The sequence below is a fragment of the Polaromonas sp. CT11-55 genome, from assembly GCF_047303325.1.
Classification (GTDB): Bacteria; Pseudomonadota; Gammaproteobacteria; order Burkholderiales; family Burkholderiaceae_C; genus Polaromonas.
In genome coordinates, this window is sequence record NZ_JBKBEX010000013.1 from 47241 (window position 1) to 65822 (window position 18582).

The 18582-nt window shown below is 58.2% G+C and carries 16 protein-coding genes; all 16 read left to right on the forward strand.

Annotation, left to right across the window (positions count from 1 at the left end; translation table 11 throughout):
- The first annotated feature begins 12 nt into the window (after positions 1–12).
- The 16 genes from rfbG (at position 13) to ACEN8I_RS13760 (ending at position 18574) form a co-directional block, all read left to right on the forward strand.
- A complete protein-coding gene (gene rfbG / locus ACEN8I_RS13685; RefSeq protein ID WP_413329027.1) occupies positions 13–1095 on the forward strand; it encodes a CDP-glucose 4,6-dehydratase in 1083 nt (360 codons plus the stop codon).
- The gene (locus ACEN8I_RS13690; protein WP_413329028.1) at positions 1092–1643 is read left to right on the forward strand and encodes a dTDP-4-dehydrorhamnose 3,5-epimerase family protein; all 552 of its coding nucleotides are present in this window, start codon (positions 1092–1094) and stop codon (positions 1641–1643) included. The genes rfbG and ACEN8I_RS13690 overlap by 4 nt, the downstream gene beginning before the upstream one ends.
- A complete protein-coding gene (locus tag ACEN8I_RS13695; protein WP_413329029.1) occupies positions 1640–2863 on the forward strand; it encodes a class I SAM-dependent methyltransferase in 1224 nt (407 codons plus the stop codon). Before ACEN8I_RS13690 ends, ACEN8I_RS13695 begins: the two co-directional genes overlap by 4 nt.
- Positions 2863–3768, forward strand: coding sequence for an NAD-dependent epimerase/dehydratase family protein (locus ACEN8I_RS13700; protein ID WP_413329030.1), 906 nt, complete (start codon positions 2863–2865; stop codon positions 3766–3768). Before ACEN8I_RS13695 ends, ACEN8I_RS13700 begins: the two co-directional genes overlap by 1 nt.
- 17 nt (positions 3769–3785) lie before the next feature.
- Entirely contained in the window at positions 3786–5282 is a 1497-nt protein-coding gene (locus tag ACEN8I_RS13705) for an oligosaccharide flippase family protein (protein ID WP_413329031.1), read from the forward strand.
- Positions 5279–5899 carry an acyltransferase gene (locus tag ACEN8I_RS13710; RefSeq protein WP_413329032.1) on the forward strand — a complete coding sequence of 207 codons (621 nt, stop codon included), beginning with the start codon at positions 5279–5281 and terminating at the stop codon, positions 5897–5899. The genes ACEN8I_RS13705 and ACEN8I_RS13710 overlap by 4 nt, the downstream gene beginning before the upstream one ends.
- 21 nt (positions 5900–5920) lie before the next feature.
- Entirely contained in the window at positions 5921–7063 is a 1143-nt protein-coding gene (locus tag ACEN8I_RS13715; protein ID WP_413329033.1) for a glycosyltransferase family 2 protein, read from the forward strand.
- A gap of 36 nt (positions 7064–7099) precedes the next feature.
- The gene (locus ACEN8I_RS13720) at positions 7100–7981 is read left to right on the forward strand and encodes an FkbM family methyltransferase (protein WP_413329034.1); all 882 of its coding nucleotides are present in this window, start codon (positions 7100–7102) and stop codon (positions 7979–7981) included.
- The gene (locus ACEN8I_RS13725) at positions 7978–9063 is read left to right on the forward strand and encodes a glycosyltransferase family 4 protein (protein ID WP_413329035.1); all 1086 of its coding nucleotides are present in this window, start codon (positions 7978–7980) and stop codon (positions 9061–9063) included. The genes ACEN8I_RS13720 and ACEN8I_RS13725 overlap by 4 nt, the downstream gene beginning before the upstream one ends.
- A 44-nt stretch (positions 9064–9107) precedes the next feature.
- Positions 9108–10028, forward strand: a complete 921-nt coding sequence (locus ACEN8I_RS13730) for an SDR family oxidoreductase (protein ID WP_413329036.1) — start codon at positions 9108–9110, stop codon at positions 10026–10028.
- Between the two features lie 46 nt (positions 10029–10074).
- Positions 10075–11580 carry a hypothetical protein gene (locus ACEN8I_RS13735; protein ID WP_413329037.1) on the forward strand — a complete coding sequence of 502 codons (1506 nt, stop codon included), beginning with the start codon at positions 10075–10077 and terminating at the stop codon, positions 11578–11580.
- A 127-nt stretch (positions 11581–11707) separates the two neighbouring features.
- A complete protein-coding gene (asnB, locus tag ACEN8I_RS13740; protein WP_413329038.1) occupies positions 11708–13690 on the forward strand; it encodes an asparagine synthase (glutamine-hydrolyzing) in 1983 nt (660 codons plus the stop codon).
- Positions 13687–14727, forward strand: coding sequence for an SDR family oxidoreductase (locus tag ACEN8I_RS13745; RefSeq protein WP_413329039.1), 1041 nt, complete (start codon positions 13687–13689; stop codon positions 14725–14727). The genes asnB and ACEN8I_RS13745 overlap by 4 nt, the downstream gene beginning before the upstream one ends.
- Before the next feature lie 12 nt (positions 14728–14739).
- On the forward strand, positions 14740–16017 hold the full coding sequence (tviB, locus tag ACEN8I_RS13750) for a Vi polysaccharide biosynthesis UDP-N-acetylglucosamine C-6 dehydrogenase TviB (RefSeq protein WP_413329040.1): 1278 nt from the start codon (positions 14740–14742) through the stop codon (positions 16015–16017).
- A 67-nt stretch (positions 16018–16084) separates the two neighbouring features.
- Positions 16085–17224, forward strand: coding sequence for a glycosyltransferase family 4 protein (locus ACEN8I_RS13755; RefSeq protein WP_413329041.1), 1140 nt, complete (start codon positions 16085–16087; stop codon positions 17222–17224).
- 87 nt (positions 17225–17311) lie between these two features.
- On the forward strand, positions 17312–18574 hold the full coding sequence (locus ACEN8I_RS13760; protein ID WP_413329043.1) for a hypothetical protein: 1263 nt from the start codon (positions 17312–17314) through the stop codon (positions 18572–18574).
- The last annotated feature ends 8 nt before the right edge of the window (positions 18575–18582 follow it).

The following is an 18582-nucleotide window of genomic DNA, read 5'->3' on the forward strand; positions in this document are numbered from 1 at the left end:
GAGTGCCCAGGCATGACGGCCTTCGGCGGTGTTTTCAAGGCGCGCAGAGTGCTGTTGACCGGCCATACCGGTTTCAAAGGCAGCTGGCTGGCGCTATGGCTCCAGCAACTGGGTGCCGAGGTAGTGGGCCTGGCCTTGCCGCCCAATACGCAACCCAGCCACTGGGATTTGCTGAAGCTGGGTATTGAGGAGCATCAATTCGATATCCGTGACTATGGCGCCGTTCAGGCGCTGGTCGCCAAGGTCCAGCCCGAGATGGTGTTTCATCTGGCTGCGCAGCCGCTGGTGCGCCGCTCTTATGCCGATCCCCTGGGTACCTGGGCAACCAATGTGCAAGGGACTGCCCATGTGCTGGAGGCGTGCCGCCATACGGCAAGCGTCAAGGCGATCGTGGCGGTGACGACTGACAAGTGCTATGAGAACCAGGAATGGCTTTGGGGCTATCGGGAAAATGATCGCCTTGGTGGACATGATCCGTATTCCGCGTCGAAGGCAGGTGCCGAACTTGTGGCGGCCAGCTATCGGAAATCCTATTTCAGTTCGCAGGGTTCCCCTGCGCTGGCGACCGCCCGCGCGGGCAATGTGATCGGCGGCGGTGATTGGTCGGAAGATCGTCTGATTCCGGACCTGGTGCGTGCCAGCGCGCGCGGCGAATCGGTCGAGATCCGCTCGCCGCACGCTACCCGCCCCTGGCAGCATGTTCTGGAGTCGCTGTCGGGCTATCTGCTCCTGGGCCAGCGTTTGCTCGAAGGCCGGCCCGGTTTCGCCGAGGCATGGAACTTCGGGCCTGATGAATCAGGCAATCAAACGGTCTCGGCCGTTCTCTCCCGGCTGACACAAAGCTGGGGTGAGCTGCGCTGGCATGTGACGGATGCTCCCCAGCCGCACGAGGCCGGGCTGCTTCAACTGGACAGCACCAAAGCGCGCACCCTGCTGCCATGGGCACCGGTCTGGGGCCTGGACGAGGGCCTCAAGCAAACGGCGCATTGGTACCGTGCATACCAGGAAAAAGGCGAAGTGCTCAGCCGGCAGCAGCTGGCCGCCTATATTGCAGCAGCGACGTCAAGGAATATCGGCTGGACGGGGGCGGCGTGAAATTGCTTCCAACAGCCATTGCGGGTGTTTTTGTTGCGGAGACAAAGGCATTCCAGGATAGCCGGGGCGCTTTCGCCAGGCTTTTTTGCGAAAGTGAGCTGGCGCAGGCTGTCGAGGCGCGCCGGATTGAGCAGATCAACCATTCGCGCACGGCCGCCGTGGGCGCCATACGAGGCCTGCATTTCCAGCAGGCGCCGCATGCGGAAATGAAGATGGTGCGTTGCCTGAGGGGTCGTGTCTGGGATGTCGCACTGGACCTTCGAAAGGGTTCGCCGACCTTTCTACAATGGCATGCCCAGGAGTTGTCGGCTGCCAACGCGCTGATGCTGGTCATTCCTGAAGGTTGCGCGCACGGTTTTCAGGTGATTGAACCGGACTCGGAGTTGCTGTACCTGCACACCGCAAGCTATACACCCTCGGCAGAGGGTGGGGTGCGGTTTGATGATCCCGTATTGAACCTGCCGTGGCCCTTGCCGGTAACCGACGTGTCAGAGCGCGACAAAAAACATCCACTCCTCCATCAAAATTTTCAGGGTATTGCCGTATGAATTGCCGCCATTGCAGCGCTCCGCTCGAACATGTATTTCTGGACCTTGGTTTCGCGCCGCCTTCCAATGCCTACTTGAGCGCGGCCGACCTTCAGGCCCCGGAAAAGTACTTTCCGCTGAAATTGTTTGTCTGCGGGAAATGCTGGCTGGTGCAGACCGAAGACTATTCGCGTTCTGACGAGCTTTTCACCAAGGACTACGCCTATTTCTCTTCGGTATCGACCACCTGGCTCGCGCATGCCCGCTCATATGTGGAAATGATCACCGCGCGGCTGGGCCTTGGCTCCGACAGCTTTGTCATCGAAGTGGCATCGAATGACGGTTACCTCCTCAAGAACTTCGTCGCCAATGGCGTGCCTTGCCTGGGTGTCGAACCGACGGACAGCACTGCGGCGGCGGCCGAAGCGGCCGGTGTTCCCGTCGCCCGCGAATTCTTTGGCCAGGATTTTGCGGAAAAACTCGTGAAATCGGGCAAACAAGCCGACCTGATCATCGGCAACAACGTCTATGCGCACGTACCCGATATCAACGATTTCACCGCGGGCATGAAAACAGCGTTGAAGCCGGGCGGGACCATCACGCTTGAATTTCCGCACCTGATGAGCCTGATGCGCCTGAACCAGTTCGATACCGTCTACCACGAGCACTATTCCTACTTGTCCCTGCAGTCGGTCAAGGCGGTGTTTGCAAAGGCCGGGTTGCGGGTGTGCGATGTCGAGCAGATACCGACTCACGGGGGCAGCCTTCGTGTTTATGGCTGCCATGCCGGCGACGCGCGCGCCGATGGTGTCGCGGTGGCGCGTGTGCTTGCCGAGGAAATATCCAGCGGCCTGCAGGATCTTGCGGTTTACCAACGCTTTCAGCGCGAGGCCGACAAGGTAAAGAACAATCTGCTGGCATTTCTGGTGGAGGCTAACAAGGCGGGCAAGACGGTGGCGGCCTACGGCGCCGCCGCCAAAGGCAACACGCTCATGAACTATGCGGGCGTCAAACCCGACCTGGTGTCGTTTGTCTGTGACGCCGCCGCGTCCAAACAGGGCAAGTTCATGCCGGGCAGCCATATCCCGATTCTGGCGCCCAAGGAACTGCGCGAGCGCCGGCCCGACTACGTCGTCATCCTGCCCTGGAACATCGCCGATGAGGTGGTCAAGTCCAACGAGTTTGTCCGGGAATGGGGCGGCCAGTTTGTTGTCGCGGTCCCGGCGTTGCGGATATTTTGATGAAAGTTCTTGTTACCGGTGGGAGCGGATTTATCGGGCAGTATTGCCTGGCGCAACTGAATGCCAAGGGCTACGAAGTACATGCTGTTTCATCGGTGCCTCGTCCAAGCACCTCTGCGGTGCAGTGGCATCACGCCAGCCTTCTTGACGCAGCCCAGACGAAGGCACTGGTACGCGGGGTCAAACCTTCCCATTTGCTCCATCTTGCCTGGTACACCAAGCATGGCCGGTACTGGACGGCGCCGGAGAATTTGAACTGGGTGCAAGGTAGCCTGGGTTTGGTCAGGGAGTTCACGGAAGCAGGCGGGGAGCGCCTCGTGACTGCGGGGACCTGCGCGGAATACGAATGGAGCCATGGTATTTGCCGGGAGGACGCCACGCCGCTCTTCCCCGCGACCCTTTACGGTACTTACAAGCATGCTCTTCAGCTGATGCTGCATTCATGGTGCAAGCAAGTGGGGCTGCCCGGTGCATGGGGCCGCGTATTCTCTCTTTATGGTCCGGGAGAAAATCCTCAGCGCCTTGTAGCTTACGTCATAAACGCTTTGCTCAGGCGTGAGGTTGCCACCTGCGGAAACGCCGGCCTGATTCGCGACTATTCGCATGCGGAAGACGTCGCCTCCGCATTTGTTTCACTCCTTGAGAGCAAACTCGAAGGTCCAGTGAACATCGGGTCCGGAGAGTCGGCCACGCTGCACGATATTGTTGAAAAGATAGCCGGAAAGCTGGACGGCTCGGAGCTCGTCAAATTCCGCGTGCCCTCTTCGAACACCGAGCCGGAGTTGCTCTTGCCCGACATTACGCGTCTTGTTTCGACCGGTTGGAAGAGGAAGTTTGATCTCGATAGCGGGCTTGACGACACGATCAACTGGTGGAGAGAGCAGGCCGGCTTGCCGCGGGTGTGACGGCGGCGCTGACAACCGTGGCTAAGCTCAAGTCCAACATCATCTTCAATTTCCTGGGCAGCGCCTGGCTCGGGATACTGACGCTTGCCGTCACGCCGGTGCAGGTGCATTTCCTAGGTGTCGAGGCCTTCGGCTTTGTCGGGCTCATCACGATCCTTCAGGTGCTGCTGGGTTCTCTGGATCTCGGCATTTCGGCCACGGTGACCAAGGTGGTGTCGTCCGATCACAGCCCTGAGCGTAGTGCAAGCGCCAATGCCGTGAATACGGCTTCAACGGTTTACTGGGGCATTGCGCTCATGATTGCCGTGCTGTTGTGGCTTAACTCGGAAAAAGTGGCTGGGTTCTGGTTGAGCCGGACCAAGCTGGAGCCGGCAACGGTCACGCTTGGCATTGAGATCATTGCCGTCTACCTGGGGCTGCGTTGGCCGGTTGCTTTTTACACCGGTGTCATCAGCGGTTTGCAGCGCATGGACGTATTGAACCTGGTCAAGGCGAGCGTGCAGACACTGCGCCTCGTGGGTGGAGTGGTCGTACTTTTCTTCGTACCCGACCTGGTGGCCTTTCTCGTCTGGTTTGCGATAAGTTCCGCGGTGGAACTGGTGGTGTACGCCGTCACAACGTACCGGTTGCTTCCAACCTTGCGAATCTGGCCCCGTTTTTCATTGGCTTCGTTCAAGGATATCTGGAAATACTCCGCAGCCATGAACCTCATCGCGCTTACGGCATTGGTGTTGAGCCAGTCCGACCGCCTGGCCGTCACCAAACTGCTGAGCCTCGAGGCTTTGGGGTACTACTCGATCGCCTATAACGCGTCCATCGCCATCTCGCTCGTGCAGAGCGCGATCAACGGCGCCTCTTTTCCGGCTTTTTCGCATTCCTTCAGTAGCGGCCGGCATGCGGACCTGCTGTCTCGCTACAGCAAGGCCAGCCAGTTGATGGGCCTTGTCGTGGCATTGCCTTGCTTCGCGCTGGTTTTCTTTGGTCACGAGATCCTGCGTCTGTGGATTAACGCTACGGTCGCCGACGAGGCCTCGCTGACGATGGCCTGGCTGGCCGTCGGGTTCTTTTTCAACGCGGTGGTCTCCAATGCGTATATGGCAGCCGTGGCTTGCGGCCAGCCCAACTTGCCGCTCAAAGTCAATTTGCTGGCCCTGGTGCTGTATCTACCGGCGCTTTACTGGTTGGTTCACCGATACGGGATCAGCGGAGCCGCCGCCGCTTACGCGGGTCTGAATATCTATTACCTGTTCACCCTGTTGCCCCTGGTCCAGGCGGGGGTGATGCGGCAAGGCTTCGGGGTGTGGTTGCGCGCCAACCTGCTGCCTTTCCTGCTGGCCGGAATAGTCGCGTTCGGAAGTGCGAAAATTCTCGCCTTGGCCGTTCAGCCCGGCTGGGGAACCGTCGCCGTGCTGGCGTTGGGTGTGCTGCTGTATGCGGCCATCGCCTGGCTATTGCTGTCGCAGGCCCTGCGCGCCGACTTTAGCCATGTGTTTAAACGATTGACACGCCGATGACATCCATCATTCGCCTACTGTTCGAAAAAGCGCGCTTTGAGTCGCTGCTGGCAATCCCCTATGGGTGGATCTACCGGCAGGTATTGCGGAGCATGGGCTCCGCGACGTTTGTCAGCCCATTCATCCAGGCCTTAGGCCTTGATTGTGTAAGTTTGGGAAGTCGCTCCCGCATCAGCAGGAATACCCGTCTGCTGGCGCTCAAAAACTACGCCGGCCAGACCTTTACGCCCCATATCAGCATTGGCGACAATGTCAGCATAGGCTTCGGTTGTACCCTGTCGTGCGTGCGCCGTATCCAGATTGGGGACGATGTAACAATCGGGGACAATGTCTACATTGCTGATTCCCACCACGACTACGCCAACCCGACTCTGAGCATTCTTGACCAGCCTTTATTGCCCGGCCAGATAAGTATTGGTCAAGGCGCCTGGGTTGGATATGGTGCATTTGTCGCCGGGGACGTTTCCCTGGGTGAGCATTCGGTTGTCGGAGCCAACAGCGTGGTGACGCGTTCGGTGCCCGCTTATACGGTCGTCGCCGGTGTTCCCGCCAGGCCGGTCAAGCGGTTCGATCATGAAACAGGAAAATGGATCCGGATAAGCGCCGGTTCTCAATAAGTTTGGAAAGTTGAAATAAAAATGAAATTCTCGGTGCTGCTTCCTACCCGCAACGGTGGGCCTTACCTCGAAAACTGCATCAATTCCATTCTTGGGCAGGGCTACGACGATCTGGAGTTGATCATTTCGGACAATGCCAATACGGATAAAACCCCGGAAATCATTGCCCAGTACGCAAGCGATCCACGCGTAAAGATATTGCGGCTTGAAGAGCCGATCTCGGTTACCGACAACTGGAACAACGCCCTTTTTTCGGCCACGGGCGACTACATGATGATGATGGGTGATGACGACCTCCTCCTCCCCGGATACTTCGCCAGAATGGCCCAGATCATCGAAAAGTACGAGCAGCCAGACTGTGTTTTGCACAACGGCTATTCCTATGTCGCGCCGAACTCGATCGGCCAGAACGAGCATGGCTTTTACAGCCGTGCCCACTTCAATTTCGGACCTGACCTGACGCAAGAGGGGGTCATGCCGCTTGATCAGCGGTTTTCCATCGTGCACGACATGTTCCGCTTCAAGGTGCGGATTCCGTTGAATATGCAAACCACGCTGGTGCGGCGCGACAAGCTTCCGCGGTTCCATCCTCCGTTTCCTGACCATTACGCGCTCAATTCGCTGTTGCTGACGGCGGATAAATGGGTTTTCAGTCCCGAAAAACTGCTTGTGGTGGGCGTTTCCCCCAAGTCGTTTGGGCATTATTTCTACAGCAGCAAGCACAAGAGCGGCCTGGCTTACCTAGGCATCGACCCGGAATTTCCCGGAATGCTCCCTGGAAGCGATCTGACCAACGGCATGCACATGTGGCTCAACCTGCTGAAAAAGAACCTGGGCGCCAAGCTGACCGGGATCGAAGTTGATCGCGGCGGCTATGTCCGGCGCCAGGTTTTTGCGTGGTACATGCAGAAAAAGCTGGGCGTTTTGAGCCTGGCCGACTTCCTGGTCAACCTGCGCTTGCTGTCCCTGCGCGACTGGGGTGGACTGCTGCTTTCTTTCTTTGACAAGGCCAGCTGGAGTCGTTTTACGAAGATCGTTTTCTCCTCCAGGAAGAGCCGGGCGGAAATTCAGTGGAGCAGCCTTCAGCCGCTGCCGGGAATTGTGAATATTGCCCAGTTTTCAGATTGGATCACCCACCATGCCACGCCCGATCAAAAGGGCTGAACCGGCGACTCTCCGGACGACTGGTACTGAGGAATGATGAAGAATTGGATCCCGACACCCCGCAAAATTGTTCAACTCCTGAACGGTTTCCTGCTGTCTACCGTCAATGCAAAGATAGTGCGGGCGTTTCCCGAGACGTTCAGCTATCGCAAGAATGGCGCACGCGAGGGCATGGACAGGCTGACGGTTGCCAACAACCTGAACGACTGCAAGTCAGATATCGTCCTGCGTTCCGCGACTTCTGATTGGTTCACGTTCGACCAGATATTCATCCATGAGGACTACAACCTCAAGGCGCTCAAGCGTTATCCTGAATTTGAGGCGCTCTACAAGAAATACGCCAGTGAGGGGACTCCCCTGATTCTGGATCTCGGCGCGAATATCGGATTGTCCGGCCTCTATTTCCGGCATATCTGGCCGGGCTCCAAAATTGTTGCAGTTGAACCCAGCGAGGATAACTTCAGCGTGCTGCGCCAAAACTTCGGCAGCGACGCCGCGTTTGACGCCGTGCTGGCCGGAGTTGCCAGCCGGCCCTCGAAACTGGTGTTGACCGATCCCAGCGTGGAAAAAAATGCGTTCACCACGACGATGGCTGAGCCCGATGGTGAGGGCGGCGTGCAAGGCGTCACTGTGCCGGAAATCCTGGCGCGCTATCCGCGCTCCAAAGGGTATTTCCCGTTCATCGTCAAAATCGACATTGAAGGCTTTGAGTCGGAACTGTTTTCCGACAATACGGATTGGGTCGACGAGTTTCCAGTGCTGATCATCGAGATGCACGATTGGCTGTTTCCCGGCCAGCGAACGTCCTCCAATTTCCTCAAAACCGTTTCGCGACTTGATCGGGATTTTGTCTATCTCGGCGAAAACGTCTTCTCGATCAGAAACGACCGTCCTGTTGCGGCCGTGCAGAACCCATGAACCCGAATCCCCGAGTCCTCATTCTTTGCCCTTATCCGCTCGGGATCAGCCCGGGCCAAAGATTCCGGTTTGAGCAGTACCTGGATGTCCTGCGGGAGCGGGGCGTTCACATCGATGTCCGCCCGTTTCTCGACATGGACACCATGCGTATCTTGTACAAGCCGGGTCACATGTTCCAAAAAGGAATCGGTGTCATCTCCGGTTTTGCCCGTCGATTGCTGACATTGCCTCGTGTGTTCGCTTACGACTACATTTTTGTGCATCGCGAAGCCACGCCCATAGGACCGCCGTTCGTCGAGGCCATTCTTTTCATGCTCGGGCGCAGGGTGATATTCGATTTTGACGACGCGATCTTCATCAGCAAGACGTCCAAGGTCAACCGCATCGTGGCATTTGCGAAATGGTCCTCCAAAATTCGTTTCATCACGCGGCACAGCATGAAGGTGGCCGTGTGCAACAACTATCTTGTCAACTGGGTGAAACAGTACAATGAAAATGCTGTGCTGTTACCCACGACGATAGACTTGGACTATCATCGGCCCATCGCAAAGCCGCCGCTTTCCACGCGACGCCCCGTCATTGGCTGGACTGGAACGCAGTCCACCATGGTCTACCTCGAGTTGGTCCGTGAAGCACTCAGCGAACTTCAGGCGCGCTACGATTTTGAGTTCAGGGTTATCTGCGATGTGGATCCCAAATTTCCTGAGCTGAAGAATTACCGCTTCATAAAATGGGCGTTGGCGTCCGAGATCGAAGATCTGGCGGGCATGGATGTCGGCATCATGCCAGTGCCTCAGGGCGAGTGGGAGCAAGGCAAGGTCGGTTTCAAGGCGATCCAGTATTCCGGAGTTGCCGCTGCACCCGTGGTTTCGTCCACCGGATCGGGCCACGAAGTGGTGCTGCATGGAAAGACCGGTTTTGTCGTGGACAATGACAAGGCGTCATGGGTCAACGCGCTTTCGTCGTTGCTCAACAATCCCGGCCAACTGGAGGCCATGGGGCAGGCGGCTCGTGAATATATTGATACACGCTATTCCGTGCGTTCGCAGGTGCCGACCTATCTGGCGCTCTTTGGCAAATAGTGCGAATTGGCAAGACTCCAACATTGATGAAAAAGGTGAGGCGATTGAAGATCGAGAATGGAACCCGTGTTTACGTGGCTGGTTGTGGCGGCATGCTGGGCGACGCGATGTATGCGCGCCTCAAGGGCGCCGGCGCAATCATCAAGGCAACCGACATTAACTGCATCGAGAGCTGGCTCGAATACGGTGACGTACGCGACCTGGCCTCCATACGCAAAAGCATTGTCGATTTCAACCCTGAGCTGATCATTAACCTGGCGGCATTGACCGATCTCGAGTTCTGCGAAAAAGAGCAAGAGAACTCATGGCTGACCAACGGGCTGGGTGCCGAAAACCTGGGGCTGATAGCCAATGAACTCGACGTGCCCTACGTCTACATCTCCACGGCCGGAATTTTTGGTGGAGAACGCGACCTGTACCACGATTTCCACGTGCCCAATCCCTTGTCGGTTTATGCCCAGTCAAAGTATTACGGCGAGCAGTACGTCCGAAATAGCGTGAGAAAGCACTATGTCCTGCGAGCCGGCTGGATGATGGGCGGCGGACCCGGCAAGGACAAGAAGTTCATTAACAAAATCTACAAGCAGATTTGTTCGGGCGCCAAAGAGCTTTTCGTGGTTGACGACAAACTCGGCACGCCGACCTATACGGTGGATTTCGCCAATGGCCTGTGCGGTATTGTGGAAAGTGAACAGTACGGTTTGTACAACCAGGTCTGCAACGGAGCCGCGAGCCGGTTTGTAGTGGCGCAGGAATTTGTGAGGCTCATGGGACTGGCCGACAAGGTCAAAGTCACGGTGGTGCCCTCCGACCACTTCAAGGAGCAGTATTTTGCGCCGCGCCCTGCCAGCGAAAAACTGGTCAATCTCAAGCTCAACCAGCGCGGTTTGAACTTGATGCGCGACTGGCATGTGTGCCTTGAAGAGTATGCTGAAGTCTTCAAAGCAGACTACGCCCGTCGCTAGGTTGCATGCGTTGAGCGCTTTGCCCCACCCCGTTCAGACGAGGCATTTGACGCTGAAAGTCTGGCTGTGCGTATTCGTTTACGCAATACTGGCCGGCTTGGCCATCCAGCTCGTTGTTCTGCCTTACATGTTCCCGCAGCTTCACGCCGGTAACGGCTTGCTGGCCGGGCGTGACTGGGTTGGTTTTCACGAGCAGGCAGTGGCTCACGCCCACAGGATTGCCGAGGGTGGATGGGGCGAGTTTCGCTTGCGGCCGGATGGTGACAACGCCATCACAGGTATTGCAGCCTTCTTTTACTACCTGTTCTGGCCCAAGCCCTGGACTCTGCTGCCGCTGAGCGCGGCGATGTTCGCGACGGGCGGTGTCGCGCTGTTTTCGATGCTCAAACGCCTCGACCTCGAGGACAACGAAGCGCTTATCGCCATATTGCCTTATCTGGTTTTCCCTTCAGCGCTTCTCCAGTACGGGCAAATACACAAGGATGTTTTTTGCACTGCCGGCGTGCTGGTGACTTTGTGGAGCTGGGTGAGCCTGCTTCGACAGGATCGGAAAGCCCGGCAAATTTTTCCGCTGATTGCCGCGAGCTTCATTGCGCTCGTCGTTTTATCGGTCTTCCGCCCGTATTTCATGTTTCCGTTCCTGATATTGGGTGTGTGTTTGCTGCTGTGGCATGTGATCCGGGCCGCCTGGCAGGCTTTCCGGCTCCTGGTGAGTCGGGCCGAGGTTGGGCGCCGTGGATCGCTGGTATTCAATCTTCAATCAGTAGGCATCCTGGTGCTGTTGAATGTCCTGGTGTACCTGATGGCCAACAGCTTTGTCGACGTGCGGATGAGGCCCATTCCGGTTCAGGGCGCGGGCCCCCAGGTCCATGCGGCAAAGTTTGCCGTGCCGATGTTGATCTGGCAATCCAACAAGGATGTGCGCAGTGCCGACGCGAAGCGCCTGGTTACGGCGGATGCGGCAGGTGCGGAAGCCGAGGCTGCCGCGCGCAAAGCCATTGAGGAGTGCCGCCCCATTGTTGTGCTCAAAGAGGGTGAGCTTCTCGAGAACATGATCAACCGGGCGTTCCTCAAAATCGCCGTGGCGCGAGCTGGGTTTACCAGTTCCGGTGGAACGACGGCCGCAAGCAATATCGACAAGGGCATCGACTTCTGCCAGAACGAGGATCTGGTCCGCTACATTCCGCGCGCGTTGCAGATCGCGTTCTTCGCGCCCTTCCCGTCGAAGTGGACGGCACTGGAGAAGCGCAACTCAAGCTCGGTTGAGATCTACATCTCGGCGGTTGAAATGTTTTACTGCTACATAGCCTACTTCGGTCTGCTCTATTGGCTGTTTAGCTATCGCCGCTGGAACGTGGCTTTGCTCATCCCGGTGGCATTTTCTTTGGGTTTGATGCTGCTTCTTGGCCTGACGGTCGCCAACGTGGGCACCTTGTACCGGATGCGCTTCCCCTTCGCGATGATATTTATAAGCATCGGCATGGCCGGCATTCTTCAGCTCGCTAAAATCAGGCCTCTGTGGGTCGAGAAACTGGATTCGAGCGCCGACTGATCGGTGCCGGCTATTGATGGATGAGGATATGGCGCTGCCAGGCGGCGTCACCGATGGTCGCTTGATGACGAACCTTTGTGTTGACGGTTAAGGCACGACATGCCGGCCCTAGACGAGTGGAAATGCAATGTGTGGATTGGCGGGCTTTCTTTCCGAGAAAAAAATCGAGTCTGCTGATGGCTTTCTCCGGAGCATGGCTGGGCGGATCAGTCATCGCGGCCCGGACGCCAGCGGGTACTGGCATGACGACAACGCGGGCGTTGGCTTGGCCCATCGCCGTCTTTCCATTCTTGACCTGTCCGAAGCGGGCAGCCAGCCGATGCATTCGCCGAGCGGGCGTTATGTCATCATCTTTAACGGCGAGATTTACAACCACAACGACATTCGCCAGCGCTTGCAGGCGTCTTCACCGGTGGCGCTCGCATGGCGCGGCCATTCCGACACCGAAACGCTGCTCGCCGGCTTCGATAGCCTCGGCATCCAGGCCACCATTGAGATGGCTATCGGCATGTTCGCCTTCGCGCTCTGGGATCGCCAGACCGGCACCCTGACCCTTGGGCGCGACCGGCTGGGGGAAAAACCTCTGTATTACGGCTGGCAGGGTGAGACCTTCCTGTTCGGCTCCGAACTCAAGGCGATGCGGGCACACCCGGCATTCAAGGCCGGGATCAACCGCGGTGCATTGAGCCTGTTCATGCGGCATGCGTACATTCCCGCGCCTTATTCGATTTATGAAGGCATCTCGAAGTTGCCGCCGGGGTGCCTGCTGGCCGTGTCGCGAAATCAGCGGGAGCCGGTCCTTTCCCAGTACTGGTCGGGCATCGCGGCGGCCGAGGGCGGCGTGGCGAACCCCTCCGCCCGATCCGAGAGCCAGGCCGTGGACGAGTTCGAAGCCTTGCTCAAGGATGCCGTTGGCCGCCAGATGGTTGCAGATGTGCCCTTGGGTGCTTTTCTGTCCGGCGGCATCGATTCGTCCACCATTGTGGCGTTGATGCAGGCGCAATCATCGCGACCCGTGAAGACCTTCACGATCGGCTTCCATGAGGAAGGCTATAACGAAGCCGAACACGCCATGGCGGTGGCCAAGCACCTGGGCACGGATCACACCGAGCTGTATGTGACCGCGGCGCAGGCCATGGATGTCATTGCGAGACTGCCCGCCTTGTATGACGAGCCTTTTGCGGATTCGTCCCAGATACCGACCTTTCTTGTGTCGCAACTGGCGCGCAAGCATGTCACGGTGTCCTTGTCGGGCGATGCCGGAGACGAGCTTTTCTGCGGCTATAACCGCTACCAGCTCACCCACAGGCTCTGGCGAAAGCTGTCGCGCATACCACTCCCGGTGCGCCAGTTGCTTGCCAAGGCTTTGACGGCCGTGTCACCCGATACCTGGAACCGCATCGCCGGCGCGGCAGGCCCCCTGTTACCGCGTTCGGCACGCGTGGCACAACCAGGCGACAAGCTGCACAAAGGGGCCGGAGTGCTGGCGAGCAAGTCAGTTGACGACCTTTACCTGGGGCTTGTGTCTCAGTGGCAAGATCCGGCGGCAGTCGTCGTCGACGGGCCCGAGCCTCCCACGCTGCTGAGCGGCAACGCGCCGGCACTGTCAGGTCTTGATGACGTGGAGCGCATGATGGCGCTCGATTTGCTTACCTATCTGCCGGACGACATTTTGGCCAAAGTGGATCGGGCCGCGATGGGCGTCTCTCTCGAAACACGGGTCCCGTTTCTCGACCACCGCGTTGTCGAGTGGGCCTGGCGGTTGCCGCAAGCGATGAAACTGCGCGAAGGCCAAAGTAAATGGATTTTGCGGCAGGTGCTGTATCGCCACGTGCCGCGGGAGTTGATCGAGCGTCCCAAGCGGGGTTTCAGCGTGCCCATTGATGCCTGGCTCCGGGGGCCGCTGCGCTCCTGGGCGGAATCGTTGCTCGACGAGTCACGGCTGAAGAGGGAGGGGTACTTCCATCCAGCCCCGATCCGCCAGAAATGGCACGAACACTTGTCGGGCCGAAGAAACTGGCAGTATCAGCTCTGGAACGTGCTGATGTTCCAGATGTGGCTCGATTCCCAGAATGACCCGGTATCCCAGTCTTTGACAAGCCTGCAATGAACGACTATCAAACCCTGAAGAGACAGCTTGCGCAGAGCCCGCGTTCATGGCTGGTCACCGGTGTGGCCGGTTTTGTGGGTTGCAATCTGCTTGAAGCCCTTTTGTCGCTCGATCAACAAGTCGTCGGCCTCGACAATTTTGCGACGGGCCGGCGCGAGAACCTCGAGCAGATCGAGGCGGTGGTGGGGCCTGAGCGGTGGAAAAACTTCCGCTTCATTGAAGGCGATATTTGCGATCTGGACAACTGCCATGAGGCGGTCAAAGGTGTTCAGGTAGTTTTGCATCAGGCTGCACTCGGCTCGGTGCCGCGCTCGCTGGAAGACCCCATCCGCACCAACCGGGCGAATATCGATGGTTTCCTGAACATGCTTGTGGCCACGCGGGACGCGGGCATCCAGCGATTTGTTTATGCCGCTTCAAGCTCGACCTACGGCGATCACCCGGACCTTCCGAAAATCGAGGAGAGGATCGGCAAGCCCTTGTCGCCCTATGCGGTGACAAAGCTCGTCAATGAGCTTTACGCCGAGGTTTTCGGCCGTTGTTACGGGCTCAATACCATCGGCTTGCGCTACTTCAATATTTTCGGGCCGCACCAGAACCCGGCTGGCGCTTACGCGGCCGTTATCCCGAAGTGGATTGCCGCAATGCACAAAGGCGAGCCGGTTTTCATCAACGGCGACGGTGAGACAAGCCGTGATTTCTGCTACGTCGCCAATGCCGTGCAGGCCAACCTGCTGGCGGCGACGCGGGAGAATACCGATGCCTTCAATCAGGTGTACAACGTCGCGGTCGGCGACCGCACCACTTTGAACGACCTGCACCGCCTGATCAAGAGCGAGCTTCAAAAGCACCTGCCGGAGCTGCGCGTGGATGCGCCTCAATACCGGGATTTCCGTGCGGGTGATGTGAGGCACTCGCTGGCCAGTATCGCTAAAGCCCAATCGCGCCTGGGCTACGAACCCACACACACCATTGCTGACGGCATGAAAGAGGCGATGCAATGGTATGTCCGTGACCTGATGTCTCCTACCCACTGATTCCGCCAATTTATGAACGACAACTCCAAACTCAAACTTGCTATCGTGGGCCTCGGCTATGTAGGGCTTCCTCTGGCTGTGGAATTCGGAAAAAAACGATCTGTGGTCGGTTTCGACATCAATGTCCGGCGCATTGCCGAACTTCAGTCCGGCAAAGACCACACCCTTGAAACCGAACCCGAGGAGCTGCGCGACGCCAAGCTTCTTACCTTCTCCAGCAATCCTGAAGAGCTGCGCAAGTGCAATGTCTTTATCGTGACGGTACCGACGCCGATTGACGAACACAAGCGCCCCGATCTGACGCCGCTGATCAAAGCCAGCGAGACGATAGGGAAGGTGCTCAAGGCTGGTGATATCGTGATTTACGAATCCACGGTCTACCCCGGCGCGACCGAGGAAGATTGCGTGCCCGTGCTTGAGAAATTTTCGGGCCTGAAGTTCAACCGCGATTTTTACGCCGGCTACAGCCCCGAGCGCATCAACCCGGGAGACAAGGAGCATCGGGTCACCACGATCAAGAAGGTTACCTCCGGCTCCACGCCCGAGATTGCGGACCTGGTCGATGCGCTCTACAACGAGATCATCGTGGCCGGCACGCACAAAGCTCCCAGTATCAGAGTCGCCGAGGCCGCCAAGGTGATCGAGAACACGCAGCGCGACCTCAACATCGCTCTCATCAATGAGCTCGCGGTGATCTTCAACAAAATGGGAATCGATACCGAAGCGGTGCTCAAGGCAGCCGGCACGAAGTGGAATTTCCTGCCGTTCAGGCCCGGCCTCGTCGGCGGCCACTGCATTGGCGTAGACCCGTACTACCTGACGCACAAGGCCCAGGCGATTGGCTACCATCCCGAAATTATTCTCGCTGGCCGGCGCCTCAACGACAGCATGGGCAGCTACGTGGTGGCCCAGTTCGTCAAAGCGATGACAAAAAAACGAACCCATGTTGACGGTGCTCGCGTTCTTGTCATGGGGCTTGCGTTCAAGGAGAACTGTCCCGACCTCAGAAACACCCGCGTCGTCGATATCGTTGCGGAACTCAATGACTACAACTGCAAGGTCGACGTCTACGATCCCTGGGTTTCAGCTGAGGAAGCCGTTCACGAATACGGCATCACGCCCATCGCGCAGCCGCAGGCGGGCACTTATGACGGCATCATTCTCGCGGTCGCCCACAACCAGTTTCGCGCCATGGGGGCCGACGGTATCCGTGCCCTCGGCAAGCCGGTGCATGTGCTTTATGACCTGAAGTATGTGCTCGAGGCCGGCGCGGTCGACCTGCGCCTGTGATGTTTTTTCCTGCAAGCGCCTGGCACGCCTCGGCCCTGGATCGGGTGATCTCTTGAACGGGGGGCTTATGCCGGTCGCGGGTCGCAAGAAGCTGCTGTTCCTCGTGACCGAGGACTGGTATTTCTGTTCGCATCGCTTGCCGCCGGCGCGTGCCGCGCAGGAAGCCGGATACGAGGTCGTCGTTGCAACCCGGGTGGGAACCCGGGGCGCCGAGATCGAAGCTGAAGGCTTTAAGCTGATACCGATAGGCCTGCGCCGCCGGGGCCGCAATCCATTTCGGGAACTGGCGGCCATTGCCGAAATAGTGCGGATCTATTGGCGCGAGCGACCCGACATCACCCATCACGTGGCGATCAAGCCCGTGCTCTACGGCTCGCTTGCCGCGATGCTCCTGCGGCGGCCTGCAGTTGTGAACGCGCTTGCTGGAATGGGTTTTCTTTTTACGTCGGGAAGCCGCTATGCGGCCCTGCTCAGGGCCGTGGTGTCCCAGGTTTTTCGGGTCCTTCTCAATGCCGGGCGCAATGTGCTCATACTGCAGAACCCCGACGACCGCGCCTTGCTGGTGTCCGGTGGTCTTGTGGCGTCGTCCCGGGTTCGGTTGATTCGCGGTTCGGGAGTCGATATCCAGCGGTTTTCTCCCATGCCTGAGCCTGAGGGCACCCCGGTTGTGATGCTGGCTTCGCGGATGCTGTGGGACAAGGGGGTCGGCGAGTTTGTGGGGGCTGCCGCATTGCTTCGTGCCCGGGGGAAGACGGCGCGGTTTGTTCTTGTCGGTGACGGCGATGCCGATAACCCGGCATCTATCCCGCAGGCGCAGCTTAACGCGTGGCATCAGAGCGGCGTCGTGGAGTGTTGGGGGCGTTGCGACGATATGCCGGGGGCGTTCGCTCAAGCCCATATCGTGTGCCTGCCGTCCTACCGTGAAGGATTGCCCAAGGTCTTGCTGGAAGCCGCCGCGTGCGGACGGCCACTTGTCGCCACTGACGCGCCTGGGTGCCGCGAGATCGTGCGGCATGGAGAAAATGGCTTCCTCGTGCCTTTGCGCGATGCGACGGGCCTGGCCGATGCCCTCGAGATCCTATTGGATGAGCCCGAACTTCGGCTCAAAATGGGAGCGAAAGGCCGGCAAATGGTGGAGGCGGAATTTTCAGAGGCGCAGGTGGCCCGGCAAACGCTGGCCGTTTACCGCGAATTGCACGCGCCATAAAAGGGCAAGAACTCCGCAAGCGCTGCCGCGAACAAGGGAGCCTCCCGTGGATCGAGGCTCTTACCCATTAATTTAAAATGTCCAACGATGACACTCCAGAGCAAAAATAGGAACGTATGGCTATGGTGCATTGGCCTGGGAATACTCTTTCCCCTGTTTTTTCAGCTTGACGGCGGGATATACAGGGATCTCAACGCGATCATCGATTCGCACGGGGTGCTGACAAAGCTTCCGCTTCCTGTTTCCATTCTGGTCTGCCTGGCCGCGCTTGTTTTTCTGCCAAGCGACAAGCGCAGGGCCGGCGTGGCGGTTGCCATGATTGTCGGGACGGTTTTTGTGAGCCTGCTTTCCTTGTGGTTGGCCGCCGATGGCTCGACTTCGCCGCTGCGCAAACTCATCGTGACCCTGCAGATACTGCTTCCCATGGTCGGGTTGCTGTTGGGGCAATTGGTTGACGACAGGGACAAAGTCATTGCGCGAGCGTTTCTGGTCGTGCTTTCCGTTGTGGTTCCCTGGCAATTGCTCGCCACCTGGATGCAGGGCGGGTTGATCCTCACGCACTACCTGTATGCCTTCAGCATTTACTCCCATTTCCAGTATGTGACGCTGATATTGGTATGCGCGTTTGCCTATTCGCTGACGTCGCTCTGGGAAGAGTACAGGCTCTGGCTCTGCGTTATGGCCGTACTGATGTTCGTTTACGTGACGGCCAGTCTGTCCTTCCTGACCATTTTTGCTTATCTGGCCCTTGCCGCGGCTTTTGGGGGCCGCGAGCTGTGGAGATATCGAACAAATTCAAGGGGAAGAATTGCGGCCTTGGCGTTGATCGCGCTCATTGTCCTCGGAGCGTTCGCTTATTTCGGGAAAATGGATGGGCAGCGCGCTTCGGTGGAGGGCGAGCACGGCCTGTTCCACGGGAAGTTCAAAAGCGTCCTGCAAGGAAAAATTCCATTGAATGTCCAGGAGCGGTTCGGAGACTGGAAGCTCTTCGGCAAAGGCATTCTCGAAACCCCGCAGACCATTCTGGTGGGCCATCCTGAGCCCATGCCCCGCGAGATAAGGGCAAGCCCGCACAACTGGTACATGGACACGGTTTACACCTTCGGCCTGGTCGCGTTGCTGCCCATACTTTCGATGATCGCTTACACGGGTTACCTATGTTGGCGGCAGCGCAAAACACTGTCGACCGAAACCTGGTGGTTGCTTGCCATTGTTTTTTACCTTGTCATCATCGACAGCAATTTCAAGGTGACGCTGCGCCAGCCCTATCCGGGAATCTTTGCGTATTTCCTTTGGGGTGTGCTGCTGTCCCGTTTGCGGCCCCCGGCCGTGTCCAGGCACGGCGCGTAGCGCCGGGG

What these genes read in the sequence shown, in the direction of transcription:
- rfbG (WP_413329027.1), top strand. Translation starts at nt 13, where the DNA reads ATGACGGCCTTCGGCGGTGTTTTCAAGGCGCGCAGAGTGCTGTTGACC.
- ACEN8I_RS13695 (WP_413329029.1), top strand. Translation starts at nt 1,640, where the DNA reads ATGAATTGCCGCCATTGCAGCGCTCCGCTCGAACATGTATTTCTGGAC.
- ACEN8I_RS13700 (WP_413329030.1), top strand. Translation starts at nt 2,863, where the DNA reads ATGAAAGTTCTTGTTACCGGTGGGAGCGGATTTATCGGGCAGTATTGC.
- ACEN8I_RS13710 (WP_413329032.1), top strand. Translation starts at nt 5,279, where the DNA reads ATGACATCCATCATTCGCCTACTGTTCGAAAAAGCGCGCTTTGAGTCG.
- ACEN8I_RS13715 (WP_413329033.1), top strand. Translation starts at nt 5,921, where the DNA reads ATGAAATTCTCGGTGCTGCTTCCTACCCGCAACGGTGGGCCTTACCTC.
- ACEN8I_RS13720 (WP_413329034.1), top strand. Translation starts at nt 7,100, where the DNA reads ATGAAGAATTGGATCCCGACACCCCGCAAAATTGTTCAACTCCTGAAC.
- ACEN8I_RS13725 (WP_413329035.1), top strand. Translation starts at nt 7,978, where the DNA reads ATGAACCCGAATCCCCGAGTCCTCATTCTTTGCCCTTATCCGCTCGGG.
- asnB (WP_413329038.1), top strand. Translation starts at nt 11,708, where the DNA reads ATGTGTGGATTGGCGGGCTTTCTTTCCGAGAAAAAAATCGAGTCTGCT.
- ACEN8I_RS13745 (WP_413329039.1), top strand. Translation starts at nt 13,687, where the DNA reads ATGAACGACTATCAAACCCTGAAGAGACAGCTTGCGCAGAGCCCGCGT.
- tviB (WP_413329040.1), top strand. Translation starts at nt 14,740, where the DNA reads ATGAACGACAACTCCAAACTCAAACTTGCTATCGTGGGCCTCGGCTAT.
- ACEN8I_RS13755 (WP_413329041.1), top strand. Translation starts at nt 16,085, where the DNA reads ATGCCGGTCGCGGGTCGCAAGAAGCTGCTGTTCCTCGTGACCGAGGAC.
- ACEN8I_RS13760 (WP_413329043.1), top strand. Translation starts at nt 17,312, where the DNA reads ATGACACTCCAGAGCAAAAATAGGAACGTATGGCTATGGTGCATTGGC.